This window comes from Streptomyces sp. NPDC046308, assembly GCF_055588065.1.
Map to the genome: position 1 here is coordinate 1 of NZ_JBVJFB010000015.1, position 26587 is coordinate 26587.

The window sequence follows — 26587 nt, forward strand, 5'->3', positions numbered from 1 at the left end:
CCCCCCCCCCCCCCCCCCCCCCCCCCCCCCCCCCCCCCCCCCCCCCCCCCCCCCCCCCCCCCCCCCCCCCCCCCCCCCCCCCCCCCCCCACCCCCACCCCCCCCCCCCCCCTCCCCCCCCCCCCCCCCCCCCCCCCCCGGCCCGTTCGGCTCGAACCACCGATCAGCTGTGCGCGCGCAGCAGCGACCGCATCGTCCGCATCGCCACCGACAGGTTCGCCAGGTCGAAGTCGTCCGACCCGCGGATCTCGTCCAGCGTCGTCCGGGCCCGCCCGATGATCGCCGCGTTCTTCTCCTCCCACGCCTTGAAGCGCTCTTCGGGAGTCGAGGCGCCGTCGCCCACGGACAGCACGTCCGCGGTCAGCGCCGCGTGCGCCGCGAACAGGTCCTCGCGGATCGACGCACGGGCCATGGACTGCCAGCGGTCGGCCCGCGGCAGCTCGATGATCCGGTCCATCAGCTGGGTGATGTCGAGGCGGTCGGCGAGGTCGTAGTACACCTCGGCCACGTCCAGCGGGTTGGCCCCGGTGCGGTCCGAGATCGCGACGATGTCGAGCGTCGGGAAGGCCGAGGAGAACCCGGCGACCTTGGCCGCCAGCTCCTCCGGAACGCCCTCCCCGATCAGCTCGTCCATGATCGACTGGTACCACTCCAGGTCGGCGCCGCGCACCAGCTTCGGCAGCTCGGCCCAGACCTGCCCGACCCGCTCCGCGAAGAAGGCGATGGTCTCGGAGATCTGGAGCGGCTGCGGCCGGTTGTTCAGCAGCCAGCGGGTACCGCGCTCGACCAGGCGCCGCGAGTGCAGCCGCACCCGGGTCTGGACGTCGGCGGCGACCTTGTTGTCGAGCGCCTCCACCGCGTCCCACACGTCGGCCAGGCCGAAGATCTCGCGGGCCGCGAGCTGCGCCCGGACGATCTCCTCCGTGGAGGCCCCGGTCTCCTCGCGCAGGCGGTGCAGGAAGGTCGAACCGCCGGTGTTGACGGTGTCGTTGACCAGGATGGTGGTGATGATCTCGCGGCGCAGCGCGTGCGCGTCGATCTGCTCGGGGAACTTCTCGCCCAGGGCGGCCGGGAAGTACGCGAAGAGCAGGCGGCGCAGGTACGGGTCGTCCGGCAGCTCGGTCGCGATGAGCTCGTCCGCCACCGTGATCTTGGTGTAGGCGAACAGCACGGCCAGTTCCGGCTGGGTCAGGCCCTTGCCGCTGCTCAGCAGCTCGCGGATCTGCCGGTCCGTGGGCAGGAACTCCAGCCCGCGGTCGAGCAGTCCGGCGTTCTCCAGGCGGCGCATGTAGCGCTGCTGGGCGTGGAGCAGGCTCGGAGCCTGGGCGGCGCCGTTGGCGAGCGCCGTGTTCTGCGCGTAGTTGTTGCGCAGGACGAGGTGGCCCACCTCGTCGGTCATCTGGGCGAGCAGCTTGTTGCGCTGCTTGACGGTCATGTCGCCGTCCGCGACGACCGCGTTCAGCAGGATCTTGATGTTCACCTCGTGGTCGGAGGTGTCCACACCCGCGCTGTTGTCGATGGCGTCGGTGTTGACCTTGCCGCCCTCGCCGCCGGCGCCGGTCCGGGCGAACTCGATGCGGCCGAGCTGGGTGAGGCCCAGGTTGCCGCCCTCGCCGATGACCTTGGCCCGGACGTGGGAGCCGTTGACCCGGATCGAGTCGTTGGCCTTGTCGCCGACGTCCGCGTGCGTCTCGGCCGTCGCCTTGACGTACGTACCGATGCCGCCGTTCCACAGCAGGTCCACGGGGGCCTGCAGGATGGCCTGCATCAGGTCGGCGGGGGTCATCTTGGTGATGCCCGCCTCGATGCCGAGGGCCTCGCGGACGTGCGCGTTGACCGGGATGGACTTCGCGCTGCGCGGGTGGATGCCGCCGCCCGCGGAGAGCAGCGAGCTGTCGTAGTCGGCCCACGAGGAGCGCGGCAGCTCGAACAGGCGCCGGCGCTCCGCGTACGAGGTGGCGGCGTCCGGGGTCGGGTCGAGGAAGATGTGCCGGTGGTCGAAGGCGGCGACCAGGCGGATGTGCTCGGAGAGCAGCATGCCGTTGCCGAAGACGTCACCGGACATGTCGCCGACGCCGACGACGGTGAAGTCCTGGGTCTGGGTGTCGTGGCCGAGCTCGCGGAAGTGCCGCTTGACGGACTCCCACGCGCCGCGGGCGGTGATGCCCATGCCCTTGTGGTCGTAGCCGGCCGAGCCGCCGGAGGCGAAGGCGTCGCCGAGCCAGAACCCGTAGGACTCCGCCACGCCGTTGGCGATGTCGGAGAAGGTCGCGGTGCCCTTGTCGGCGGCGACGACGAGGTAGGTGTCGTCCTCGTCGTGGCGGACCACGCCCTTCGGGGGCACGACCTCGCCGGCGACCATGTTGTCGGTGATGTCGAGCAGCGCCGAGATGAAGATCTTGTACGAGGCGATGCCCTCGGCGAGCCAGGCGTCGCGGTCCACCGACGGGTCGGGGAGGTTCTTGGCGACGAAGCCGCCCTTGGCGCCGACCGGCACGATGACGGTGTTCTTGACCATCTGCGCCTTGACCAGGCCGAGGATCTCCGTACGGAAGTCCTCGCGGCGGTCGGACCAGCGCAGGCCGCCTCGGGCGACCTTGCCGAAGCGCAGGTGGACGCCCTCCACGCGCGGGGAGTACACCCAGATCTCGAAGGCCGGGCGGGGTGCCGGGAGGTCGGGGATCGCCTGCGGGTCGAACTTCATCGACACGTAGGAGTGCGGCTCGCCCTCACCGGTGGTCTGGAAGAAGTTGGTCCGCAGCGTCGCCTTGATGAGGGTGAGGAAGGCCCGCAGGATGCGGTCCTCGTCGAGCGAGGCGACCTGGTCCAGGGCCCCGTCCAGCTCCTCCAGCATGGCGTCGACGAGCTCGCTGCCGGCGGCCTGGCGGACGGGCGACATCCGGGCCTCGAAGAGCGAGACCAGCAGCCGGGTGGTGTGGACGTTGTTGCGGAGGGTGTCCTCCATGTAGTCCTGGCTGAAGGTGGAGCCGGCCTGGCGCAGGTACTTGGCGTACGCGCGCAGGACGACGGCCTGCCGCCAGGTGAGGCCGGCGCTCAGCACGAGGGAGTTGAAGTTGTCGTTCTCCGCGTCGCCCTGCCAGACCGCGGCGAAGGCGTCCTGGAAGCGCTCGCGGGCGTCGTCGCCGAGGTAGTTGGCCGCCGCGGCGTCACCGGTCCCGGTGGGCAGGGGCATCCGCAGGCCGAAGTCGTAGATCCACGCGCTGACCCGGTCCGAGCGGCGCAGCTCGTACGGGCGTTCGTCGGTGACCTCGACGCCGAGGCGCTGCAGCACCGGCAGCACCGCGGAGAGCGAGACCTGCTCGCCGGTGCGGAAGATCTTGAACCGGCGCTCGCCGGGGGCGGCGCCCACCGGCTCGTACAGCGAGAGCGCGAACTTGCGGTCGCTGGCGGCGAGCCGCTCCAGGTGGACCAGGTCGGCGACGGCGGCGCGCGGGGAGTGGTCGGCCTTGTAGCCCTCGGCGAAGGAGGTGCCGTAGCGGCGCAGCAGCTCCGCGGCGCGCTCCTCGCCGCACTCGGCGATCAGCGCTTCCTGGAAGCCGTCGGCCCAGGAGCGGGCGGCCTCGACGAGGCGGCTCTCGATGCGCTCGACGTCGCCGTCGGTCAGGCCGGGCAGCTCGGTGCCCTGCGGGACGCGGATGACGAAGTGGATGCGGGAGAGGATCGACTCGGTGTTCCAGGCGGTGAAGTCGACGCTGATGCCGCCGAGCTCCTCCTTCAGGATGTCCATCAGGCGCAGCCGGACGCCGGTGGTGAACCGGTCGCGGGGCAGGTAGACGAGGGCCGAGTAGTAGCGGCCGTACTCGTCCTGGCGCAGGTACAGCCGCAGCCGGCGGCGCTCCTGGAGGTACAGGACGGAGGTGACGATGGACTGGAGCTGGTCGACCGGGGTCTGGAACAGCTCGTCGCGCGGGTAGGTCTCCAGGATCTGCGTCAGGTCACGGCCGTCGTGGCTGGAGGGCGAGAAGCCGGCGCGGTCCAGGACCTCGGCGACCTTGCGGCGGACGACCGGGACGCGGCGCACGGACTCGGTGTACGCGGCGGAGGAGAACAGGCCGAGGAAGCGGCGCTCGCCGACGACGTTGCCGTCGGCGTCGAACTTCTTGACGCCCACGTAGTCGAGGTACGAGGGGCGGTGCACGGTGGAGCGGCTGTTGGCCTTGGTCAGCACCAGCAGGCGGTGCTCGCGGGCCTTGGCACGGGCGTCGGCCGGCAGCCGGTTGAAGGACGGCGAGACGGGGTGGCCGTCGTCCTTGCCGCTGTGGTGCGGGTCGGAGCGCAGGATGCCGAGGCCGGTGCCGGGCACGGCGGCCAGGGAGTCGCCGTCGACGAGGTTGTACTCGCGGTAGCCGAGGAAGGTGAAGTGGTCGTCGGCGAGCCAGCGCAGCAGCTCGCGGGCCTCTTCGAGCTCGTACTCGCGCAGGTCCGGGGCGGTGGGCTCCTCGGGCAGACCCTCGGCGATGCGCAGCGCGGCGTCGCGCATCTTCTCCCAGTCCTCGACGGACTCGCGTACGTCGGACAGGACGCGCAGCAGGTCGGCGGTGATCTGCTTGAGGTCGGCGCGGTCGGTCTCCCGGTCGATCTCGACGTGGATCCAGGACTCGACGAGGGAGTCGTGGGGGCGCGAGGTACGGGGACCGTGCGCGTCGCAGTCGGGGCCGAGGATCTCGATCAGCTTGCCGGTGACGTCACGGCGGACGACGACCTGCGGGTGGATCACGACGTGGATGCCGCGGCCCTGGCGGGACAGCTCGTTCGTCACGGAGTCCACGAGGAACGGCATGTCGTCGGTGACCACCTCGACGACGGAGTGGCTGGAGGTCCAGCCGTTCTCCTCGACCGTGGGGGTGTGCACGCGCACGTTCGCGGTGCCCTGCGGCCGGTTCTCGGCGAGCCGGTAGTGGGAGAGCGCGGCTCCGAACACGTCGACCGGGTCCCGGTCCGTGAGGTCCTCGGGTGCCGTGTGCAGGTAGTAGCGCTGGAGGTAGGAGAGCACCGCGTCCTGATCTGGACGCTCTCCCTGCTCGGACCCAGTCGGAAGTAGCCCCCCGGCCGGGCTGTGCTCAGCTACCCGGGCCGCCCGTGCGAGCAGCTCGGCCTTTGCTTCGTCCAGCTTGGTCTGCATGTCCTCTGGCTCCTGTCGCGCGCCGTTGCGTGACGTAGGTGAAGGAAGGAATGGCACAGTCCCGCGGGGCGGGGAGTCGGTGTCCGTTCGGGATCGACGCTATGCCGTCGAGAGAGCCGACCGGGAGGGAATGAGCCAAGATCGGCTGGAGGTCCCGGTGGCGGGGATCAGCGAAGGCCCGGGCACGGTCGTGCGCCGGGCGCAGGCCGGAGGCTCCAGTGCCCCCGAGGACTATCGCGCTGATCACGGGTACAAGGCTATCCCGACCTACCCCCAGGTCGTCATTCGCTGCATCTGTATAAATCTTGGGGTGAAACTTTGACAGTCTGGCCAGCGACGCGGAACGGCTGTCCGTGCAGCGGGCTTGTCCAGTCAGAATTCGGCCAGCTCGCGAGCTGTCAGTACGGCCTCGGCCAGGGTGTCCACGACGGGCACACCGGCCGATTCCAGACTGCTGCGGCTGTGCGAACCACCCGTGTAGAGCACCGCCCGGGCGCCGACGTGGGCGGCGGCCAGCGCATCGTCCACGGCGTCTCCGATGAGGACCGTACGGTCGGCCGTCACGCCCGTCCCGTCCAGGGCGGCCAGGTGGCGTACGAGGTGTCCCGCCTTCGACGTGTGCGAGGGACCGGTCCGCCCGTCGACGCGCAGGAAGTGGTGGTCGATTCCGTGGGTCCGGACCAGTGGTACGAGCTTCTCGTGGGGCGCGAGCGACAGCAGGGACTGGGTGAGCCCGTCCCGCTGCCACTCCTGGAGCAGCTCGCGGGCGCCGTCGGCGAGCCCGGCGTCCTCGGCCGCGGCCCAGTAGTGCCGGTGGAAGGCCTCGTCCATGACCACCCACTCCTCGTCGGTGGGCAGCCGCCCCATGAGGCGCTCGTAGAACTTCGGCACCGGCACGACGTACAGGTCGCGGTAGGTCTCCAGGGTGATCGGCGCGAAGCCGAGTTCCGCGAAGGAGGCGTTGGTCGCGGCCATGACGGCGTCGATGTCGTGGAGGAGGGTGCCGTTCCAGTCCCAGACGATGTGCTTTTCGGTCACTTCAGCAGCCCCGGGATCTCCTGCACGCCGAACCACAGCAGCTCGTGGTCCTCGGCTCCGTCGACGACGAACTGCGCGTCCCCGTCCCCGCCGTCGGCGGCGGGGAGGGCCTGCGCGGCGGCGGCCACGTCCTCCTCGGCGTCGTCGGCGTCCACGTGCACGGCGGCGGCCACGGTGAGCCGTACGGCGGCGGCCAGGGTCACCTGGCCGAGGGTGGCCTCGTCGACGCCGGGGGTGGCGGTGGCGGCCTTGTCGTCGACGTCGAGGGCGACGACGACGCGGCGGCGCGGGGCGGCCGCGTCCGCGGCGAGCAGCCGCAGGGAGGCGACGGCGGCCCGGTTCAGAGCCGCGTACTCCAGCTCCTCGATGTCGTCCGACACGTACCACTCGCGGAGCCCGGGGGTGACGGCGTACGCCCGCAGCGGGGCGGGGCCCAGCTCACCCGCCTTGTGCGCCTCGGCGAGCCCGGGGAGGGTCAGGGGGACGTACACACGCATGGCCGGCTGCTTTCGGTAGTCGGAAAACTCCCCCAGGATACGACTCGGAGGGTCCGTCAGGGTGACGGAGTCGGTACCCCTTCGAGGTGCCGCACCCGGACCCGCGGCCGTCAACCCCGTCCCCGTACCCGCTCGGTACGGCGCCGGGCAGGGACCGGCGCGCACTCGGATAGGTGAACCGGGGCGGCGGGCGGCCCGGCGGTGCGCGTGGTTGCGGAGCGTGTTCGGCGACCGTAGAAGATCCCCATCAAGTTACCGCCCGGTACCGCTCCGGGCCCGGCCTGTTCGGGGGCAGATCGCCATGGACACGACGACGCGCGGCACGATCGGCAGCGACGGGGGCCGCAGGCCGGGCGGCCGCGCCCGCACCCGGCCCGCCGGACGGCGCGATCCGCGGCGCCCGGCCGGCCCCCCGCGCACGCTGCGGCTCGGCCCGCACCACTGGTTCGCCGAACACCTCCTGGCGGTCGTCAGCGGCCGCCGCCCGGTCCACTCGCTCCTGGGCCACACCGTCGGCCCCGCGTACCAGCAGCTGGTCACCCTGGCCCCCACAGGCCCCCTCCACGACCGCCTCCGCCCGGTCATCCGCCAGTGCGGCCGCTTCACTCCCGGCCCGGGCGTCATCGAGGCCTTCGCCCGCATCGCCACGGGCGACCGCCTCACCGCCATGGCCTTCCGCCTGGAACAAGGCCCGGACCTCCGCTGGCGCTGCGCAGCGGTAGAACTCCAGGGCCCCCTGCCGTGACGCGGCCCGACCGCACCGCCCAGCCCCGCCGGCACAATCCAGCCCCGCCGGCGTTTGAGGCGCGGGGGCCCGGGGGCGGAGCCCCCGCAACGGCGCCGCACCCGCCCACAGAAACGCGGCCGGGGCCGGACACCCGTAGGTGTCCGGCCCCGGCCGACGGTTCGACCCCGCAGGGGTCACTTCTTGCGGCGCCGCCCACCGGCAGCCTTCTGCGCCTTGCGACGCTCCGCCCGCGTCATGCCGTCACCCTCACCGGCGGCGTCACTGTCGAAGTCGCCCTCGACGACACCGCCCTCCCCGTCCACGGTCGGCGCGGAGAAGTGCAGCCGGTCCGGCCGCTGCGGAGCGTCCAGCCCCTTCGCCCGGATCTCCGGACGCCCGGCCCCGGCCGCCGCCGGCTCCTTCGTCAGCGAAGGCGCCGCGTCCTGCACCGGAAGCTCCTCGACCTGCTGCTCGACCTGGACCTCCAGGTTGAACAGGTAGCCGACGGACTCCTCCTTGATGCCCTCCTGCATGGCGTTGAACATGTCGAAGCCCTCGCGCTGGTACTCGACCAGCGGGTCCTTCTGGGCCATGGCCCGCAGGCCGATGCCCTCCTGCAGGTAGTCCATCTCGTACAGGTGCTCACGCCACTTGCGGTCGAGCACCGACAGGACCACGCGCCGCTCCAGCTCACGCATGATCTCGGAGCCGAGCGTCTTCTCGCGCGCCTCGTACTGCTCGTGGATGTCGTCCTTGACGGACTCCGCGATGAACTCGGCGGTGATGCCCGCGCGGTCGCCCGCGGCCTCCTCCAGCTCCTCGATGGTGACCTTCACCGGGTAGAGCTGCCGGAAGGCGCTCCACAGCCGCTCCAGGTCCCACTCCTCGGCGAAGCCCTCGACCGTCTCGGCCGCGATGTACGCGTCGATGGTGTCGTCCATCATGAAGCGGACCTGCTCCTGGAGGTCCTCGCCCTCCAGGACGCGGCGGCGCTCGCGGTAGATGACCTCGCGCTGGCTGTTGAGGACCTCGTCGTACTTCAGGACGTTCTTGCGCGTCTCGAAGTTCTGGGTCTCCACCTGCGACTGGGCCGACGCGATGGCGCGCGTCACCATCTTGTTCTCGATCGGCACGTCGTCCGGCACGTTCGCCATCGCCATGACGCGCTCCACCATCTGCGCCTTGAACAGGCGCATCAGGTCGTCGCCCAGCGACAGGTAGAAGCGGGACTCGCCCGGGTCGCCCTGTCGGCCGGAGCGGCCGCGCAGCTGGTTGTCGATGCGGCGCGACTCGTGGCGCTCGGTGCCCAGCACGTACAGCCCGCCGAGCTCCTTGACCTCCTCGAACTCGGCCTTGACGGCCGCCTCGGCCCGGGTGAGCGCCGCGGGGAGGGCGTGCGCCCACTCCTCGATGTGCTCCTCCGGGTCCAGGCCCTGCTGGCGCAGCTCGGCCTCGGCGAGGTCGTCCGGATTGCCGCCGAGCTTGATGTCCGTACCGCGGCCGGCCATGTTCGTGGCGACGGTGACGGCGCCGCGGCGGCCGGCCTGGGCGACGATCGTCGCCTCACGGTCGTGCTGCTTGGCGTTGAGCACCTCGTGCGGGATGCCGCGCTTGGAGAGCTGCTGGGAGAGGTACTCGGACTTCTCGACCGACGTCGTACCGACGAGGATCGGCTGGCCCTTCTCGTGCTTCTCCGCGATGTCGTCGACGACGGCGGCGAACTTCGCGACCTCGGTCCGGTAGATCAGGTCCGGCTGGTCCTTGCGGACCATGTCGCGGTTGGTCGGGATCGGGACGACGCCGAGCTTGTAGATCTGGTGGAACTCGGCGGCCTCGGTCATGGCCGTACCGGTCATGCCCGACAGCTTCGAGTAGAGGCGGAAGAAGTTCTGCAGGGTGATCGTGGCGAGGGTCTGGTTCTCGTCCTTGATGTCCACCCCTTCCTTCGCCTCGATCGCCTGGTGCATGCCCTCGTTGTAGCGGCGGCCGGCGAGGATACGGCCGGTGTGCTCGTCGACGATCATGACTTCGCCGTCGATGACGACGTAGTCCTTGTCGGCCTTGAAGAGCTCCTTGGCCTTGATCGCGTTGTTGAGGTAACCGACGAGCGGGGTGTTCACCGACTCGTAGAGGTTCTCGATGCCGAGCCAGTCCTCGACCTTGGCGACGCCGGACTCGTGGATGGCGACGGTGCGCTTCTTCTCGTCGACCTCGTAGTCGCCGGTCTCCTCGATGCCCTTCAGCGGCTGGCCGGCCTCGCCCTTGGTCAGGCGGGTCACCAGCTTCGCGAAGTCGCCGTACCACTTCGTGGCCTGGTCGGCCGGGCCGGAGATGATCAGCGGGGTGCGGGCCTCGTCGACGAGGATCGAGTCGACCTCGTCGACCACGGCGAAGTTGTGGCCGCGCTGGACGAGCTCGTCCTTGGACCACGCCATGTTGTCGCGCAGGTAGTCGAAGCCGAACTCGTTGTTCGTGCCGTACGTGATGTCCGCGTTGTACTGTTCGCGGCGCTGCGCCGGGGACATGTTCGCCAGGATGCAGCCGACCTCCAGGCCGAGGAACTTGTGCACCCGGCCCATCAGCTCGGAGTCGCGCTCGGCGAGGTAGTCGTTCACCGTGATCAGGTGGACGCCCTTGCCGGACAGCGCGTTCAGGTACGCCGGCAGCGTGCCGACGAGGGTCTTGCCCTCACCGGTCTTCATCTCGGCCACGTAGCCGAGGTGCAGCGCCGCGCCACCCATGATCTGGACGTCGTAGTGCCGCTGGCCGAGGACGCGCTTGGCCGCCTCGCGTACGGTCGCGAACGCCTCGGGCAGCAGGTCGTCCAGGCTCTCGCCGTCCTGGAAGCGCTGCTTGTACTCGTCCGTGAGCGCACGCAACTCGGCGTCGGAGAGGTTGACGAAGTCCTCTTCGATGGAGTTGACCTGGGCCGCGATGCGGTGCAGTTTGCGCAGGATCTTGCCCTCGCCTGCACGCATGAGCTTGTTGAAGACGGACACCGAGGTTTGTCTCCTTGCCGGTCGGGCCTGGGCACTGTACGTACCGCGGGCACGGCAGGTGGGCCCCACCGCAACGGCCATCGTAAGCGAGGACGTGGCCACGTCGGGAGGTCCGCCGTTCCCGTGGGGGCACGGGTGCCCGGATTGAGAACGTACGGGGCGCACGGAAGGTGCCGCATCCCCCGGGGGGATTCCCGAAAAGTGTTCGCCCGGGACACCCCGGCAGCAGCAGAATCCGTTCATGGAGCCCATCACACTCACCACGGACCGACTGGTCTTGCGGCCCTTCGTCGCAGCGGACGAGCACGAGGTCTACGCGGCGGCCCAGGACCCGGACATCCAGCGCTGGACCCGGGTCCCCTCCCCGTACGAACGCGCGCACGCGCACTCCTTCGTGAACGAGCTCGTGCCGAACGGCTGGCGCGAGGACACCGCCTTCTCCTTCGCCGTCCGCCTCGGCGCCGGGGGCCCGCTGGTCGCGGCCGTCGGCGTGCACGTGCACGGCGCCGAGTCGTACGAGATCGGCTACTGGGCGGTGAAGGAACACCGCGGCCGGGGCTACATGGCCGAGGCCGTGACGGCCGTCGCCCGCTGGGCCTTCACCGCGCTCGGCGTCAGCCGGCTGGAATGGCGCGCCGAGGTGGGCAACGCCGGCTCGAAGGCCGTGGCCGAGAGGGCCGGCTTCCGGGTCGAGGGCGTCCTGCGGGCGGGCATCGAGCAGCGGGGCACCGCCCGCGACTGCTGGGTCGGCGCCCTGCTCCCCTCCGACCTCGGCCTGCCCTCGCGGCTGCCGTACCTGCCCGCTGTCAGTGGCGCCGCCTAGGGTGCGGGCATGACTGCGCTCTCCCTCTCCGCCGACGACGCCCGCCGGATCGCCCTGCGCGCACAGGGCTTCCTCGGTGCGCCCGACCGCCGCGGAGGTGTGCGCGGGGTCCTGCGCCACCTGGGCGCCGTACAGCTCGACACCATCTCCGTACTGGCCCGCTCGCACGAGCTGATCCCGTACGCACGCCTCGGCGCGGTCGGCCGGGACACCGTGGAGAAGGCGTACTGGTCCGACCGTCACGCCTTCGAGTACTGGTCCCACGCGGCCTGCATCCTCCCCATCGAGGAATGGCCGCATTTCGCCTTCCGCCGCCGGGCCAACCGGGCGCGCGGCCACCGCTGGCACATCCTCCAGGACAAGCAGCACTCGACGCGGGCGGTCCTGGACCGGCTGAGGGCGGACGGCCCGCTGACCTCCACCGAGCTGGGCGGCGCGAAGAACGGCGGCGAGTGGTTCGAGTGGTCCGAGACCAAGATCGCCGTGGAATGGCTCCTCGACACCGGCGAGGTGGTGTGCAGCGAGCGCCGCGGCTGGAAGCGGGTCTACGACCTCCCCGAGCGGGCCGTGCCCGACGCGCTGCTCCATGACGACCTGGACGACCGCGAGTGCCTGCGCCGCCTGGTCGCCCTGGCCGGCCGGTCCCTGGGCGTCGGCACCCGCGCCGACATCGCGGACTACCACCGCCTCAAGGGGGACCAGTTCGACGCGGTGATCGCGGACTCCGGACTGGTCCCGGTCGAGGTGGAGGGCTGGTCGAAGCCCGCCTGGGCCGACCCGTCGGCGCTCGCGACGCCCCCCAGGGGCCGCCACCGCACCACGCTGCTCTCGCCCTTCGACTCCCTGGTCTGGGACCGCCCCCGGACGGAGCGGATCTTCGGCTTCACCCACCGCCTGGAGGCGTACGTCCCCAAGCCCAAGCGGATTCACGGGTACTTCGCGATGCCGCTGCTGGCGGGCGGCCGGCTCCAGGGCCGCGTGGACCCGGCCCGCGAGGGCCGCACGCTGGTCGCCCGGCAGCTCTCGCTGACCTCCCCGAAGGCGGCCGGCCCGATGGCGCTGGCCCTGCGGGAAGCGGCGGAGTGGGTCGGCTGCGAGGACGTACGGGTCGAGCGCGCGGGCTCGCCCGCGGAGGCGGCGGCCGTCACGGCCGAGCTCGCCGCGCTCTAGACCTGTCCGGGTCAGCGCCTGTCCGGGTCAGCGGATCTCGAGGATCTTCTCGCGCATCGCGTAGACCACGGCCTCCATCCGGGAGTGCAGCTGGAGCTTCTCCAGGATGTTGCGGACGTGGTTCTTCACGGTGTTCTCGGAGATGAACAACTCCTTCGCGATGTCGCGGTTGTTCATGCCGGTGGCCACCAGCTTGAGGACCTCGAGCTCCCGGTCCGTCAGCCTCGGCGCCGGCACCAGCCGGCGCTCGTCGGTGCGCTGGATCATCGACTTGAACTCGGTGAGCAGCTTCGACGCCATCGACGGGCTGATCTGGGACTGGCCGTCCGCGACCGCGCGGATGGCCGTGGCCACCTCGTCCGTCGAGATCTCCTTCAGGAGGTACCCGGTCGCGCCCGCCTTGATCGCGTCGTAGAGGTCGGCCTCCTCGTCGCTGATCGTCAGCATGATGATCTTCGCGGAGGGGGCCACCTCCTTGATCGAGGTGCACGCCTCGATCCCGCCGCGCCGGGGCATCCGCACGTCCATCAGGACGATGTCCGGCAGCAGGTCGGCCGCCTTGTCCACCGCCTCCGCGCCGTCCCCGGCCTCACCGACGACCTGGATGTCCTCCTCCTGCGCGAGGACGATCTCCAGCCCCCGCCGGAAGAGCGCGTGGTCGTCGACCACGAGCACCCGGATCGGTTCCCCGGCCGGCGAGGCGCCGGACTCCGCCGTCCGGTCCGCGCCACGGCAGCCCGCGCCGTCGTCCCCGCGCACCGGCCCGAAGCTGTCCGCCATCGTTCCTCCCCCTGCATGTGCTGAGCTGCTGGGCCAACCGGACACACTCCGCAGCCGGTTGACTGCCCGCCATGATTCCATGCCCGCGCCACGGCGCGGGGGGTCGCCGAGGACCCGCCTGGCGCAATACCCGTCATGCAGGTGCCCCCGCGCGGACGCCGGAGCGTCCCCGCGGGGGCAGCGAATGGTTCGCTTCAGCCGCCGAGCGCGCCGCCGGCGCCGCCTCGCGGCTCCTCCGAGCTGGAGGCACCGTCGGGGTTCACATGGATGACGCCGTAGTCGTACGCGTGACGCCGGTAGACCACGCTGGGCAGCTTCGTCTCGGAGTCGACGAACAGATAGAAGTCGTGGCCGACCAGTTCCATCTCGTAGAGAGCCTGGTCGAGCGACATGGGTGCGGCCGAGTGGGTCTTCTCGCGGACGACGAGCGGGCCTTCGCCCTGCACCTCGATGGATCCGATCCGGGTGACCGGAACCCCGTCCGTCTTCTCCTCGGTGACCACCTGGCCACTGCCGTTGAGCGACGCGACCCCCGGCACGACGTCGGCGACCTCCGCGGCCGAGAGCCGGCCGTTGCCACGGCGGGTGTAGCGCTTGTCGTGCTGCTTGCGCAGCCGGGCCTCCAGCTTGTCCTGAGCGAGGTCGAGCGCCGCGTACGGGTCGGCGGCGGCGGCCTCGGCCCGGATCACCGGGCCCCGCGAACGCAGGGTGATCTCCACGCGGTCGGAACGGTCGGCCTGCCGCGGGTTGTGCTCCTTGGACACCTCGACGTCCAAGCTGATCACCTTGGCGTCGAGCTTCTGGATCCGCTCCGGATTCAGCTTCTCGGCCACGTGCTTGCGGAACCGCTCGGGCACTTCGGTCTTGCGGCCCTTGACGACGATGTCCACGCAGAACTCCGTTCCCGGATAGCTCCGCCCGACGGGGCGAAGCGTCTCCCTTTCGCACCAGACTCCGGTGAAGGCCGGAGCCTCGGACTTGGCGACTTTCACCTCCTCCTCCCCCATCGGCAAGATCGACACCCCACCGACTTCGGAGTCGAGAGACAGCCTCCTGAGTTCCTTACAACCGAACATATCCCTCTATGACGGTTGTCGGCACCCGCTACCGGAATGTACTTCCAGTCAAGTGGCTGTTCCCTCTTACTACCTGCAACGATGGGCCTTCCCCGCCAGTTCCGAATCTATTCACGAGATTTTCGACCTGTACGCGTGGCAGTCCGGCGGGGCACCGCCCCGGGGAGCCGCCCGAAGGAGTCCGCGGGCGCGGCGACCACCGCTGCCCGCAGGGCGTCCCCCGGTCCCGCGCACAGCCCGGCCCCGCGCACCGCCCGGGCCGCCTCCGCCAGCGTCGCCCCGGTGGTGATCAGGTCGTCCACGAGCACGACCTCGGCCCCGTCCGTCAGCCGCGCCCCGTCCCGGCACACCGCCAGCGCCCCCGCGAGGTTCTCCCGGCGCTGCCGGGCCCCGAGGCCCGCCTGGTCCGCCACCGCCCGCCGCAGCCGCAGTACGGGCGCCACGCGTGCGGGAACACCGGCCCGCCGCAGCCGCCCGGCGGCCGCCAGGGCGATCCGGCGCGCCGGATCGTGCCCGCGCGCCCGGACCTGCCGGCGCGCCGACGGCACCGGCACCAGGGCCACTTCCGTCGCGGCCGGGCCCGCACGGACCGGGCCGCCCGCCAGGACGGCCCCCGCCAGGGCCTCACCGAGCACCCCGGCCAACGGCAGGGCCCCGCGCTCCTTGTGGGCCAGCAGGACGGCCCGTACACCCCCGTCGTAGACGGCGGCGGCCCACACCACCGGCAGGCCCGGGGGGCGCGGAGAGGGCCCTACGGGCCCCGCGCCCGCTCCGCTCAGCGCCTCCCGGCAGCCGGCGCACACCAGCACCCGGGCCGCCCCGCAGCCGGCGCAGTCGACCGGCAGGACCAGCCCGGCCAGCTCCCGCCACCACCCGTGCACCCCTCCACACTGAGGGAGCCCGACGGAGCCCGCCACCCCTGTGGACAGAGCCGCGGGCAGCCCTCACCGGCGCCCGCAGCCGCGCCCCGGTCGCAGGTCAGCCCGGGTACACGGGAGCCTTGCCGCCCACCGCCACCGTGCGCCACTGCGCGCCCGGAGGCAGGTACACGATCCCGTCCTCCGAGTACGCCACCACCGGCTTCGGCTTCGACTCGTCCTCCGAGGCCGCGGCCGCGACCGCGGACAGACCGGCCGCGCCCGGCAGGCTCGCCGCGACCATCGAGCCGTCCGCCAGCATGTAGCGGGCCTGCTGCACCCCGCGGCTCTCCCGGCCCACCACGAGCAGCCGCCCGTGCGGCGCCCAGCTCATCGTCGTCACGTCCGCCATCTGCGGGGCGGCCCGGCGCAGCTCTCGCACCGACACCGCCGAGGCGTCGCCCTGGGCGTCGGGCCGTTCGATCCGCCCGACGTACAGGTTCTTGCGGCCGTTCCGCTCCACGAGGAGCGCGATGCGCACCCCGTCGGAAGAGGCCTTGAGCGAGGCGATCCGCCCGCCGTCCAGCCCGGCCACCTGGACCTTCTCCGGGGTACCGGCCCCGCCGGGCACCCGCCACAGCCCCGGGTGCTGCGGATCGGCGTCCGCGACCCACAGGTCGCCGGCCGCGTCCCAGCTGGGCGCCGTCAGCGTGCTGCCCTTGGCCACCGGCAGGGGCTGCGGCATGGGTCCGCCGCCCACCAGGGGCACCACGTACAGCCCGTGCCCGTCCTCGGAGACCACGGCCGCGCGCCGCTCGTCGTAGGTCACGGCCGCCGAGCCGACCTTGAAGACGGGTGTGGTGGTCAGCGGCCCCGGCACGGCCTCGGCCCGCTGCTGTTCCTCGCTGGTCACGTCCAGCTTCATCCGGACCAGCCGCTTCTGGTCGTCGACGAAGTACTGGTAGTCGGGGATCCGGGGCCGGTTGGCGATCGCGGCCGCGTTCAGCTCGGTCACCGAGCACAGCGAGGACGACTTGTCGTCGGAGCGCAGGATCTCGACCTGGTCGAGCCGGGAGCCCGTCAGATCCTTGACCGTGTAGAGGAGTTGGGTGGCCATCTTCTTGCACTGCGGCTGGGCAACGTTGTCGGCCTTGTCGTTGAGCGGCACCCGCAGCGTGTTCTGGCCGTCGTACGAAAGGGACTTGGTGCCCTCCCGCAGCTCCGTGCCGGTGGGGAAGCTGGACTCGACGACGGGGCCGAGCCACCTGGACGGCCCCGCGAGCAGCGACTGCACGGTCTGCGTCGTGGGGTCCATCCGCGAGTCCGGATCGGTGCGCTGGCGCACGTACACCGGGTCCGCGACGAGCGTGCCGCCCGCGAAGTAGTACTTGTTGACGGGCATGTAGATGCGCTGGAAGTCCGACTCGCTGAGCACGAGACCGTTCGGGGGCGACGAGATCCGCCACTGCTTGTCCTCGTCCTGGACGAGCTGGAGGTATTCCTCGTACTTCTCACCGCCGGTCTGCGGCTGGTACGCGCTGCGCTCGTCCACGGTCGCGAGCTTCGTGCCGGTCACCTTCCAGCGGGGCCCGTCCGGGTCCTTCTCGCCGCGGATCGAGACCCGGTCCAGGCCGGAGGAGAGCACGGTGACGGAGGAGCCGGGCTTCCAGCTCTTCGCGGCCTCCTCGGTGAGGTACTTGCGGGCGGTCTCCAGCTGCGGGTCGTCGCTGGTCATCGCCTCCAGGAAGCCGTCGACGATGTCGGCCGCGCTCGCCTTGTCGGCGGGCGGTACGCCGAACACGCGCACCTGCGAGTCGACGCCCTGCGAGGCCTGCACCGGGCGGATCTCGCCGTGGTCGGGCATGGAGGCGCAGCCGGCGAGCAGCAGTCCGGCCGCGCCGAAGGCGTACGCCCGCAGGGTGCGCAGCCGCCGGCCCCGGACCCGCGCGCCGCCCCCGGGCCGCGCGTCGTCGGGCTCAGCGTCCATCGGCTCGATCCTCCTGTTGTGCCTGCTCGGCCGGGCGGGCCACCACCCGGGCCCCGTTCCCCGGCAGGGCCGTCGGGTCGGCGGGCACCGGCAGCGCTCCGGTGACCGGCGACCGCGGCGGTATCGGCGACCTGTCGCCGGGGTCCGCGGCCGGACGGTCCACCGTACGGCCGGCGGCCTCGGCGGCGGCCCTGGCCCGGTTGGCCCGGGAATCCTCGGGCTCCAGCGGGATGGGAGAGCCCCGCAGCGGCTCGTCGGCCGTGCGCGGCAGGGTCAGACGGAACTGCGAGCCGCCGCCCGGCTCGCCCCAGGCCTGGAGCCAGCCGCCGTGCAGCCGGGCGTCCTCGACGGCGATGGACAGGCCGAGGCCGGTCCCGCCGGTCGTGCGGGCCCGGGCCGGGTCGGCCCGCCAGAAGCGGTTGAAGACGCGGGTGGCCTCGCCGGGCTTCAGCCCGACGCCGTAGTCCCGTACGGCGACGGCGACGGCCCCGCCCGCGGACGCCAGCCGGACCACCACGTCACGGCCCTCGCCGTGCTCCACCGCGTTGACGACGAGATTGCGCAGCACCCGCTCCACGCGCCGCGAGTCGGCCTCGGCGATGACCGGCTGGGTGTCGCCGAGGACGCGGATCCGCGTGCCCTTGTGCTCGGCGAGCGGCTCGGCCCCGTCGATGACACGGCGCACGACCTCCCGCAGATCGATCGGCTCGGCCTCCAGGGCCGCGGCCCCGGCGTCGAAGCGGCTGATCTCCAGCAGGTCGGCGAGGAGCGACTCGAAGCGGTCGAGCTGCCCGGCGAGCAGCTCGGCCGAGCGCGCGGTGATCGGGTCGAAGTCGACGCGGGCGTCGTGGATGACGTCGGCCGCCATCCGTACCGTCGTCAGCGGGGTGCGCAGCTCGTGCGAGACGTCCGAGACGAACCGGCGCTGCATCCGCGACAGCTCCTCCAGCTGCTGGATCTTCAGCTGGAGGTTCTGCGCCATCTTGTTGAAGGCCTCGCCCAGGCGCGCGATGTCGTCCTCGCCGGTGACCTTCATCCGCTCCTGGAGCCGCCCGGCCGAGAGCCGCTCGGCGATCCCGGCGGCCATCCGCACGGGGGTCACCACCTGGCGTACGACGAGCCAGGCGATGCCGCAGAGCAGGACGACGACGAACAGGCCCGCGGTCACGATGGTGACCTTGATCAGGTTGAGGGACTCCTGCTCCTGCGTGAGCGGGAAGAGGTAGTACAGGTCGTACGGATCCCCGTTGATGTCGGTGAGCCGCTTGCCCACGACCAGCGCCGGCTCGGGGGCCTTGCCCCCGGACCCCGCGGTGTAGCGGATCTCGGAGAAGGTCTTGAAGGCGCCGGTGGCGTGGTTGACGGCCTTGCGCAGCTTGACGGGCACGCTGGCGGTCGGATCGACGTTGCCCGAGGCCCGGGCGCCCTTGACGCCCTGTGTCCCGGGCAGGGTCTGCTCCCCGGTGCCGGCGCCGAGCGCGACGACCTCGAAGGCGGTCTGGCCGCCACTGGCCAACTGCTTGACCAGGGAGTTCATCCAGGTGCTGGCGTCCCGGCCGACCTTGTTGTCGGTGGCGTCGGGCCCGTCCACGGTCGCGGGGGCGTTGGCCTTCTCCTGCGCGACCGCGAACCCGCCCGCCGCCTGGCTCTGCGCCGCCTGCTCCTTGGCCTCGAGGAGCCCCCTGCTGACCTGGGCGATCACGACGACGCCCAGGGCGAGGACCACCGCCAGCGAGATCAGCAGGGTGGCGGCGACCACCCGGAGCTGGATGTTGCGGCGCCACAGCCGGACAGCCGGAACCAGCGGCCGTCGTACGAGGCGCACGAACAGCCGCAGCACGGGGCTGCCCGGCGCACCGTCCTGGAACGGCCGGCCGGCCCAGAGGCCGCGCCAGCGGGAGCCGCCGCGGCCGCTGCCGGACGCGGCGGACGTGCCGGACTGCACCTCAGCTGGGTCCGGCCTTGTAGCCGACACCGCGCACCGTCACGACGATCTCGGGGCGCTCCGGGTCCTTCTCCACCTTGGAGCGCAGGCGCTGCACGTGCACGTTCACCAGACGGGTGTCCGCCGCGTGCCGGTAACCCCAGACCTGCTCCAGCAGCACCTCGCGGGTGAACACCTGCCAGGGCTTGCGCGCGAGGGCGACCAGCAGGTCGAACTCGAGCGGGGTCAGGGCGATCGAGGCGCCGTCGCGCTTGACCGAGTGCCCGGCCACGTCGATGACCAGGTCACCGATGGCCAGCTGCTCGGGCGCGGGCTCCTCCGAGCGGCGCAGACGGGCCCGGATGCGGGCCACCAGCTCCTTCGGCTTGAACGGCTTGACGATGTAGTCGTCGGCCCCGGACTCCAGGCCCACGACGACGTCCACCGTGTCGCTCTTGGCGGTGAGCATCACGATCGGCACACCGGACTCGGCCCTGATCAGCCTGCACACCTCTATGCCGTCCCGTCCGGGCAGCATGAGGTCGAGCAGCACCAGGTCCGGCTTCGCCTCCCGGAAGGCAGCAAGTGCCTTGTCGCCGTCCGCTACGAACGACGGCTCAAAACCTTCTCCACGCAGCACAATGCCGAGCATCTCGGCCAGCGCGGTGTCGTCGTCGACGACAAGGACGCGTCCCTTCATGGTTGACATCATCCCATTAGCTAATCGTTACCCGGCGGTGAGCTGCCCCACAGCCAAAAGGGCTGGAAATCGCCCCTCCGACCTGCGTGGAGATCAGGTCGACCAGTCTGCCCCGGATCCGGGCGACACTTGAAGGTAAGGGCTGCCGGAGCTCCGGGGGGACGGCCAGGGTCACGGGGGCCTCACAATCCCCTACTCCGTTCGGGCCCCCCACGTGGCACGATGGCAGCGACCAGCGCCCCCGCCGAGCAGGTGCACGTGAAGGAGCGACGATGAACGACTCTCCGGGCTGGGCTACGCCCGGATCCTCTCCGTCCGACGGCGATCGGCCGGGAACCCCCGCCGACCAGCCCGGCACCGACGGCGGCGCGCAGCAGCCCGACCGGCCCGCCGGCGACCCCAAGTGGTCCGCCGAGCAGCCCCCGCCCGGCCAGTGGTCGAGCCCGGGCACTCCGGAGACCCCGCCGACCCCGCCGCAGCCGGCCACGGGAGGCTGGGGCCAGCCCCAGAACGCCCCGTACGGAGCCCAGAACGGCCCCCAGTACGGCTACCCGGGCGGCCCCGGCCAATGGGGCACCCCCCCGGCCGCCAAGCCCGGTGTGATCCCCCTGCGCCCCCTGGGCCTGGGTGAGATCCTCGACGGCGCGGTCGCCACCATGCGCACGCACTGGCGCTCGGTGCTGCCCATCACCCTGGTCGTGGCCACGGTCGTCCAGGTCATCGGCGTCTTCGTGCAGAGGTACATGCTGAAGGACCTCGTCCTCGCGCCGAGCGAGGACGTCACGGCCGAGCAGATGTTCGACAGCCTCGGCAGCACCCTCGGGGCGTCGGCGGTCAACCAGTTCATCCAGGTCCTCGGCACCATCGTGGTCACCGCGATGCTCACCATGATCTTCAGCCGGGCGGTACTCGGCCAGAACTCCTCGGTCTCCGCCGCCTGGCGCGACGCCCGCCCCCAGCTGCTGCGCCTGGCCGGGCTCACCCTGCTGATGGCCCTCGGCGCCCTGGTGATGGGCGCCGTACTGGTCCTGCCCGGCATCCTCGCCGACAACATCGGCCTGATCGTCCTCGGCTTCGTCGTCTGGCTCCCCCTGCTGCTCTGGCTGGGGATCAAGTTCAGCCTGGCCTCGCCCGCCCTGATGCTGGAGAAGAGCACCGTCCTCAAGGCCTTCGCCCGCTCCTCGAAGCTGGTCAAGGGCGCCTGGTGGCGCGTCTTCGGCATCACGCTCCTCACCGGCTTCATCGCGGCCCTGCTCGCGGCGATGATCGTCATGCCGTTCCAGTGGGCCGGCCTCATCGCCTTCGGCGGCGGAATGGACGCCCTGACGGACGGCTCCGCCCAGACCGCCTGGGGCACGCTGATCCTCTCCGCCATCGGCCTGATCATCGCGCAGACCATCGTCATGCCGTTCCAGTCCGGCGTCACCGTCCTCCTCTACGTCGACCAGCGGATCCGACGCGAGGGCCTCGACCTGGAGCTCGCCCGGGCGGCCGGCGTCGAGAACTACGGGTGATGCTCGCGGAGGTCCCGCCGGTGACGACACCGCGCGAGGCCGCCCGTGAGGCGGCCGAGCGCGAGCTGTCGAAGCCGATGTACCACGAGAACGACCCGAGCCCGTTGGACCGCGCGACCCGCGCCTTCTTCGACTGGCTCGACGACCTCTTCGGCGCCGCCTCCGGGGCGACCCCCGGAGGCCCCGTCGGCCTGATCGCCGTCCTCCTCCTGGTCCTCCTGGCGGCAGCCGCCCTGTGGTGGCGCCTGGGCTCCCCCCGGCGCACCCCCACCTCCCCGGGCACCCTCTTCGACGACGGCATCCGCAGCGCCGCCGACCACCGCAAGGCCGCCGACGCCCACGCCGCCGCCGCCCGGTGGACCGAAGCCGTCCAGGAACGCATGCGCGCCGTCGTCCGCTCCCTGGAGGAACGCACCCTCCTGGACCCCCGCCCGGGCCGCACCGCCGACGAGGCGGCCGCCGAAGCCGCCGTCTCCCTCCCCGCCCACGCCGAGGCCCTGCGCGCCGCCGCCCGCACCTTCGACGACGTCACCTACGGCGGCCGCACCGCCGACGCCGACACGTACGCCCGCCTGCGCTCCCTCGACCTCACCCTCACCACCACGAAGCCCCTCCTGACGGGACCCACCCCATGACGCACATGCCGTGGCACCCCCCACAGGACCCCACCCCCCAGGACGGCAAGGGCGTCGACGGCACACCGATCGAATCTCCAGAGGGGACGACCCGCAACGGGGCCGAACCGACCGACCCCCAGGGCGGTTTCGGCGGGGACGGGTGTGTGTCGGGGCGATCCCCGCAGGGCGCCGAACGCACTGCCGCCGAGCTCTCCGACCCCTCGTCACGTTCGGCGTCCGAGGAGACGTCCCGGCGCGCGCCCGGCCCCGCCGAAACCGCCCCCACCAACGCCACGGCCACAGGCACCGGCACCGGGGCGGGCACGGCCACGGCCAACCCCACCAGCGGCACCAGCACGGCCACGGCCCTCCGCACCCACCACACGGGCACCGCCACGGACGACACGGGCACCGCCACAGACGACCCCACCCCCGCCACCCCCGCCGGCAAGGCGACCCGCACACGCCAAGCCCGCCGCCTCCTCGCCGCACTCGCCGTCCTCACCACCGGCGTCATCATCCTGGCCGCCCTCAACTCCGGCACGCGCCACGGCTACCTCGACCCCCGCTCCGCCGACCCCCTCGGCAGCCGGGCCGTCGCCGAGCTCCTCAAGGCCCGCGGCGTGACCACCCGCGTCGTCACCACGGCCGCCGAGGCCGCCGAGGCCACCGGCCCCCGCACGACCCTCCTGGTCACCGATCCCGACCGGCTCGGCAGCACCCAGCGCCGTACCATCCGCTCGGCCATCGACCTCTCCGGCGGCCGCACCGTCCTGCTCGCCCCCGGCAGCCACAGCCTCGCCGACCTCTCCCCCGGCGTCCGTGTCCAGGGCGACGCCACCACGGACGCCCCGGCCCCCGACTGCGCCCTGCCCGCCGCGACCTCCGCCGGCCGCGCCGCAACCGGCGGCGGCCTGCGCTACACCACCACCCTCCCCGGCGTCACCGCCTGCTACCCCAGCGGCGGCCACCCCACCCTGCTCACCCTCCCGGCAGGAACCGGCGGCGACACGGTCCTCCTCGGATCCGAGACGATCCTCCTCAACGAAAGCCTCGCCGAGGAGGGCAACGCCTCCCTCGCGCTCCAACTCCTCGGCTCCCGCCCGGACCTCGTCTGGTACCTGCCGTCCCTCGCGGACTCCGACCCGGACGCCGGCGCCGGCGGGGAGAAGAGCCTCTTCGACCTGATCCCGTCCGGCTGGTCCTGGGCCCTGCTCCAGCTCTTCCTGGCCGCCGCCCTCGCGGCCATGTGGCGTGCCCGCCGGCTCGGCCCCCTCGTCACCGAGAGGCTGCCCGTCGTCATCCGCGCCTCCGAGGCCACCGAGGGCCGCGCCCGCCTCTACCGCAAGGCCGGCGCCCGCGACCGCGCCGCCACCGTGCTGCGCGCCGCCGCCCGCGAACGCCTCGCCGCCCTCACCGGCGTACCGCCCACCCGTGCCCACGACCCCGCCGCCCTCGCCCCGGCGGTCTCCGCCCGGCTCACGGACGACACGCGAGACGGGACACGAGACGGCACGCTGGACGTCACCGCCCTCCTCTTCGGCCCCACCCCCTCCGACGACGCGGCACTCGTCGCGCTCGCCGACCACCTCGACGCCCTCGAAAGAGAGGTCCGTACGTCATGACGTACCCGGCCACCGAGTCCACGGCTGTGACCGCGGACAGCGCCCGCGCTTCCCTCGAAGCGCTCCGCACCGAGATCGGCAAGGCCGTGGTCGGCCAGGACTCGGCCGTCACCGGTCTCGTCGTCGCGCTCCTGTGCCGCGGCCACGTCCTCCTCGAAGGCGTCCCGGGCGTCGCGAAGACCCTCCTCGTACGGGCCCTCGCCGCTTCCCTCGCACTCGACACCAAGCGCGTCCAGTTCACCCCCGACCTGATGCCGAGCGATGTCACCGGCTCGCTCGTCTACGACGCCCGCACCGCCGAGTTCTCCTTCCAGAACGGCCCGGTCTTCACCAACCTCCTCCTCGCGGACGAGATCAACCGCACGCCCCCGAAGACCCAGTCGTCCCTCCTGGAGGCGATGGAGGAACGCCAGGTCACGGTCGACGGCACCCCTCGCAAGCTCCCCGAGCCCTTCCTGGTCGCCGCCACCATGAACCCGGTCGAGTACGAGGGCACGTACCCCCTGCCGGAAGCCCAACTGGACCGGTTCCTGCTCAAACTGACGGTCCCCCTGCCGTCTCGCGAGGACGAGATCGGTGTCCTCGCCCGCCACGCCGCCGGCTTCAACCCCCGCGACCTGCACGCCGCCGGCGTCCGCCCGGTCGCCGGCCCCGCCCAGCTCGAAGCGGCCCGCGACGCCGTCGCCAAGGTCTCCGTGTCCCCCGAGATCGCCGGCTACGTCGTCGACATCTGCCGCGCCACCCGCGAGTCGCCCTCGCTCACCCTCGGTGTCTCCCCCCGCGGCGCGACCGCCCTGCTGGCCACCGCCCGCGCCTGGGCCTGGCTCACCGGCCGCGACTACGTCACCCCCGACGACGTCAAGGCGCTCTCCCTGCCGACCCTGCGCCACCGCGTCCAGCTGCGCCCGGAAGCGGAGATGGAGGGAGTCACCGCTGACGCCGTCATCACGGCGATCCTCTCCCACGTCCCCGTCCCCCGCTGATGGCCCTCACCGGACGCGCCGCCCTGCTGGCGGCCCTCGGCAGCATTCCGGTCGGCGCCCTCGAACCGAGCTGGGCGGGGATGCTCGCGGTCAACGGCCCGATCGCCCTGGCCTGCGCGGTCGACTACGCCCTGGCGGCGCCGGTCCGCAGCCTGGTGCTGGCCCGCTCGGGGGACACCTCGGTCCGCCTCGGCGAACCGGCGGACGTCCACCTCACCGTCACCAACCCCGGCAGCCGCACCCTCCGCGCCCGCGTCCGCGACGCCTGGCCGCCGAGCAGCTGGCGCCCGGGCACGGAGGCCGCCGCCTCCCGCCACGAGATGGTCGTCCCCGCGGGCGAACGCCGCCGGCTGACGACCCGTCTGCTCCCCACCCGCCGAGGTGACCGCCGCGCGGACCGCGTCACGATCCGCTCGTACGGGCCCCTGGGCCTGTGGGCCCGCCAGGGCTCCCACGTGTCCCCCTGGACCGTCCGGGTCCTGCCGCCCTTCACCAGCCGCAAGCACCTCCCCTCCCGACTGGCCCGGCTGCGCGAACTGGACGGCCGTACCAGCGTCCTGACGCGCGGTGAGGGCACCGAGTTCGACAGCCTCCGCGACTACGTCCCCGGCGACGACACCCGCTCGATCGACTGGCGGGCCACCGCCCGCCAGCAAAAGGTGGCCGTCCGCACCTGGCGCCCCGAACGCGACCGGCACATCCTCATCTGCCTCGACACCGGCCGTACTTCGGCGGGCCGCGTCGGCGACGCCCCCCGCCTGGACTCCGCGATGGACGCGGCCCTGCTCCTCGCCGCCCTCGCCACCCGCGCCGGTGACCGCGTCGACCTGCTGGCCCACGACCGCCGCCCCCGCGCCCAGGTCCAGGGCCGCGCGGCAGCCGACGTCCTCCCGTCCTTCGTCAACGCGATGGCCTCCCTCGAACCGGAACTGGTCGAGACGGACGCCCGTACCCTGGTCTCCACCGTCCTGCGCAGCGCCCCGCGCCGGTCCCTGGTGGTCCTCCTGACGAGCCTGGACGCTGCCCCGATCGAAGAGGGCCTGCTCCCGCTGCTCCCCCGGCTCACACAGCGCCACACGGTCCTGCTCGCCTCGGTCGCCGACCCGCACGTCGCGGAGATGACGAAGTCCCGCGGCAGCGTGGACGCGGTCTACGAAGCCGCGGCCGGCACCCAGGCCCAGGCCCAGCGCCGCCGCACCGCCGACCAGCTCTCCCGCCACGGCGTCCACGTGGTCGACGCCACCCCGGACACCCTCGCCCCGGCCCTGGCCGACGCCTACCTGTCCCTCAAGGCCGCCGGCCGCCTCTGAGGAGCGAAGGCTCAGCGGTTCAGATCGAAGACGCCCACTCCCTGCCCCTCGTAGGCCTTCGGCTCGACCGTGGCAACCAGTGCCTGCGAGCCCCACTCGGGCAGGTGACGTGCGGCATGGACGGCGGCCGCGACACCGGCCGGCACTCCCTCGCGGCACATCTGTGCCACAGCGAGGACGGCCGGATAGTCGAGGTCGAGCATGTGGATTTCGTCGAGCTGGCCGATGTGCTCAGCGATCCCCGCGAGAACCACGTCGGCCTCGAGGACCGACAGCACCGGCACCCACAAGCGGGTGTCCGCATCGAGATGGGCGTGGTGGATCAGCGCGGACACCTGCCGGTTCCCGGACAGCGCAAGCAAGGACGGCGTGTCCAGGACCAGGTGGTGCTGGATCACGCGGCCGCGTCCTCCTGCCGCGCGAAGGCCTCACGGAGCTTACGTCCCATGGCCGCACTCTCCTCGGCAGTCACGTCCACCCCGAAGTGCTCGGACATGTAGGCCCGAGCCCGCTCCGCCCGCTCCCGCCGCTCCTCTGCGGTCAGCGTCGTCTCGGCAAACTCCTGCACCAGAGACCGGATCGACGTCCCACGGGACTCTGCGATGACGGCCAGGCGGTCTCTCACCTCGGCCGGCACACGGATCATGGCATCAGACATGTTCCGAGTATACGTCCACGTAAACATCCCTTGGGGGGTGAACGCAGAAAAGCCCCGCACCGGACCCCGAAGGGTCTGGTGCGGGGCTTCCCGCAATGATTGTTCGGCGGCGTCCTACTCTCCCACAGGGTCCCCCCTGCAGTACCATCGGCGCTGAAAG

The 26587-nt window shown here is 72.2% G+C and carries 20 protein-coding genes; 8 read left to right on the forward strand and 12 right to left on the reverse strand.

Features of this window, described 5'->3' with window-relative positions; all coding sequences use genetic code 11:
* Positions 1-162: 162 nt before the first annotated feature.
* The 3 genes from ACZ6JT_RS35000 to ACZ6JT_RS35010 all read right to left on the reverse strand — a co-directional run bounded on the left by ACZ6JT_RS35000 (position 163) and on the right by ACZ6JT_RS35010 (position 6677).
* On the reverse strand, positions 163-5142 hold the full coding sequence (locus tag ACZ6JT_RS35000; protein ID WP_469216221.1) for an NAD-glutamate dehydrogenase: 4980 nt from the start codon (positions 5140-5142) through the stop codon (positions 163-165).
* Between the two features lie 372 nt (positions 5143-5514).
* Positions 5515-6180: an HAD family hydrolase gene (locus ACZ6JT_RS35005; protein ID WP_469216223.1), complete on the reverse strand. Its 666-nt coding sequence runs from the start codon at positions 6178-6180 to the stop codon at positions 5515-5517.
* Complete coding sequence (locus ACZ6JT_RS35010) at positions 6177-6677, reverse strand: DUF6912 family protein (protein ID WP_469216226.1); 501 nt, start codon at positions 6675-6677, stop codon at positions 6177-6179. Before ACZ6JT_RS35010 ends, ACZ6JT_RS35005 begins: the two co-directional genes overlap by 4 nt.
* A 301-nt stretch (positions 6678-6978) precedes the next feature.
* Here ACZ6JT_RS35010 and ACZ6JT_RS35015 point away from each other — a divergent pair, with 301 nt between their 5' ends.
* Positions 6979-7422 (forward strand): Rv3235 family protein, encoded by a 444-nt coding sequence (locus ACZ6JT_RS35015; protein ID WP_469216228.1) that lies wholly within the window; start codon positions 6979-6981, stop codon positions 7420-7422.
* A 176-nt stretch (positions 7423-7598) separates the two neighbouring features.
* On the opposite strand, the gene secA is transcribed toward ACZ6JT_RS35015, so the two are convergent.
* Positions 7599-10403, reverse strand: coding sequence for a preprotein translocase subunit SecA (gene secA, locus ACZ6JT_RS35020; protein ID WP_469216229.1), 2805 nt, complete (start codon positions 10401-10403; stop codon positions 7599-7601).
* Between the two features lie 241 nt (positions 10404-10644).
* Here secA and ACZ6JT_RS35025 point away from each other — a divergent pair, with 241 nt between their 5' ends.
* Complete coding sequence (locus ACZ6JT_RS35025; RefSeq protein ID WP_469216231.1) at positions 10645-11226, forward strand: GNAT family N-acetyltransferase; 582 nt, start codon at positions 10645-10647, stop codon at positions 11224-11226.
* A gap of 9 nt (positions 11227-11235) precedes the next feature.
* Positions 11236-12396, forward strand: a complete 1161-nt coding sequence (locus ACZ6JT_RS35030) for a winged helix-turn-helix domain-containing protein (protein ID WP_469216233.1) — start codon at positions 11236-11238, stop codon at positions 12394-12396.
* A 27-nt stretch (positions 12397-12423) separates the two neighbouring features.
* Here the strand turns inward: ACZ6JT_RS35030 and ACZ6JT_RS35035 are convergent, their stop codons facing one another.
* The 6 genes from ACZ6JT_RS35035 to mtrA form a co-directional block, all read right to left on the reverse strand.
* Positions 12424-13176 (reverse strand): response regulator, encoded by a 753-nt coding sequence (locus tag ACZ6JT_RS35035; RefSeq protein WP_469216234.1) that lies wholly within the window; start codon positions 13174-13176, stop codon positions 12424-12426.
* Between the two features lie 194 nt (positions 13177-13370).
* The gene (hpf, locus tag ACZ6JT_RS35040) at positions 13371-14066 is read right to left on the reverse strand and encodes a ribosome hibernation-promoting factor, HPF/YfiA family (RefSeq protein WP_469216254.1); all 696 of its coding nucleotides are present in this window, start codon (positions 14064-14066) and stop codon (positions 13371-13373) included.
* A 293-nt stretch (positions 14067-14359) separates the two neighbouring features.
* Positions 14360-15133, reverse strand: a complete 774-nt coding sequence (locus ACZ6JT_RS35045) for a ComF family protein (RefSeq protein ID WP_469216235.1) — start codon at positions 15131-15133, stop codon at positions 14360-14362.
* A 97-nt stretch (positions 15134-15230) separates the two neighbouring features.
* Positions 15231-17096, reverse strand: a complete 1866-nt coding sequence (locus ACZ6JT_RS35050; protein ID WP_469216237.1) for an LpqB family beta-propeller domain-containing protein — start codon at positions 17094-17096, stop codon at positions 15231-15233.
* Entirely contained in the window at positions 17086-19041 is a 1956-nt protein-coding gene (gene mtrB / locus ACZ6JT_RS35055; protein WP_469216240.1) for an MtrAB system histidine kinase MtrB, read from the reverse strand. The genes ACZ6JT_RS35050 and mtrB overlap by 11 nt, the downstream gene beginning before the upstream one ends.
* Before the next feature lies 1 nt (position 19042).
* Positions 19043-19732, reverse strand: coding sequence for a two-component system response regulator MtrA (gene mtrA / locus ACZ6JT_RS35060; RefSeq protein WP_189747360.1), 690 nt, complete (start codon positions 19730-19732; stop codon positions 19043-19045).
* Positions 19733-19992: 260 nt separating this feature from the next.
* On the opposite strand from mtrA, the gene ACZ6JT_RS35065 reads away from it, so the two are divergent.
* From ACZ6JT_RS35065 to ACZ6JT_RS35085, 5 genes are read left to right on the forward strand one after another with little or no spacing between them, the layout of a single operon-like run.
* Positions 19993-21234, forward strand: coding sequence for a glycerophosphoryl diester phosphodiesterase membrane domain-containing protein (locus ACZ6JT_RS35065; protein ID WP_469216242.1), 1242 nt, complete (start codon positions 19993-19995; stop codon positions 21232-21234).
* On the forward strand, positions 21234-21869 hold the full coding sequence (locus ACZ6JT_RS35070; protein ID WP_469216244.1) for a DUF4129 domain-containing protein: 636 nt from the start codon (positions 21234-21236) through the stop codon (positions 21867-21869). Before ACZ6JT_RS35065 ends, ACZ6JT_RS35070 begins: the two co-directional genes overlap by 1 nt.
* Positions 21866-23476, forward strand: a complete 1611-nt coding sequence (locus tag ACZ6JT_RS35075; RefSeq protein ID WP_469216246.1) for a DUF4350 domain-containing protein — start codon at positions 21866-21868, stop codon at positions 23474-23476. Before ACZ6JT_RS35070 ends, ACZ6JT_RS35075 begins: the two co-directional genes overlap by 4 nt.
* Positions 23473-24459 (forward strand): AAA family ATPase, encoded by a 987-nt coding sequence (locus ACZ6JT_RS35080; RefSeq protein ID WP_469216248.1) that lies wholly within the window; start codon positions 23473-23475, stop codon positions 24457-24459. The genes ACZ6JT_RS35075 and ACZ6JT_RS35080 overlap by 4 nt, the downstream gene beginning before the upstream one ends.
* A complete protein-coding gene (locus tag ACZ6JT_RS35085; RefSeq protein WP_469216249.1) occupies positions 24459-25769 on the forward strand; it encodes a DUF58 domain-containing protein in 1311 nt (436 codons plus the stop codon). The genes ACZ6JT_RS35080 and ACZ6JT_RS35085 overlap by 1 nt, the downstream gene beginning before the upstream one ends.
* A gap of 11 nt (positions 25770-25780) precedes the next feature.
* Here the strand turns inward: ACZ6JT_RS35085 and ACZ6JT_RS35090 are convergent, their stop codons facing one another.
* Both ACZ6JT_RS35090 and ACZ6JT_RS35095 read right to left on the reverse strand, forming a co-directional pair.
* Positions 25781-26167 carry a PIN domain-containing protein gene (locus ACZ6JT_RS35090; RefSeq protein WP_469216252.1) on the reverse strand — a complete coding sequence of 129 codons (387 nt, stop codon included), beginning with the start codon at positions 26165-26167 and terminating at the stop codon, positions 25781-25783.
* Complete coding sequence (locus ACZ6JT_RS35095; RefSeq protein WP_365481998.1) at positions 26164-26427, reverse strand: hypothetical protein; 264 nt, start codon at positions 26425-26427, stop codon at positions 26164-26166. The genes ACZ6JT_RS35090 and ACZ6JT_RS35095 overlap by 4 nt, the downstream gene beginning before the upstream one ends.
* Between the last annotated feature and the right edge of the window lie 160 nt (positions 26428-26587).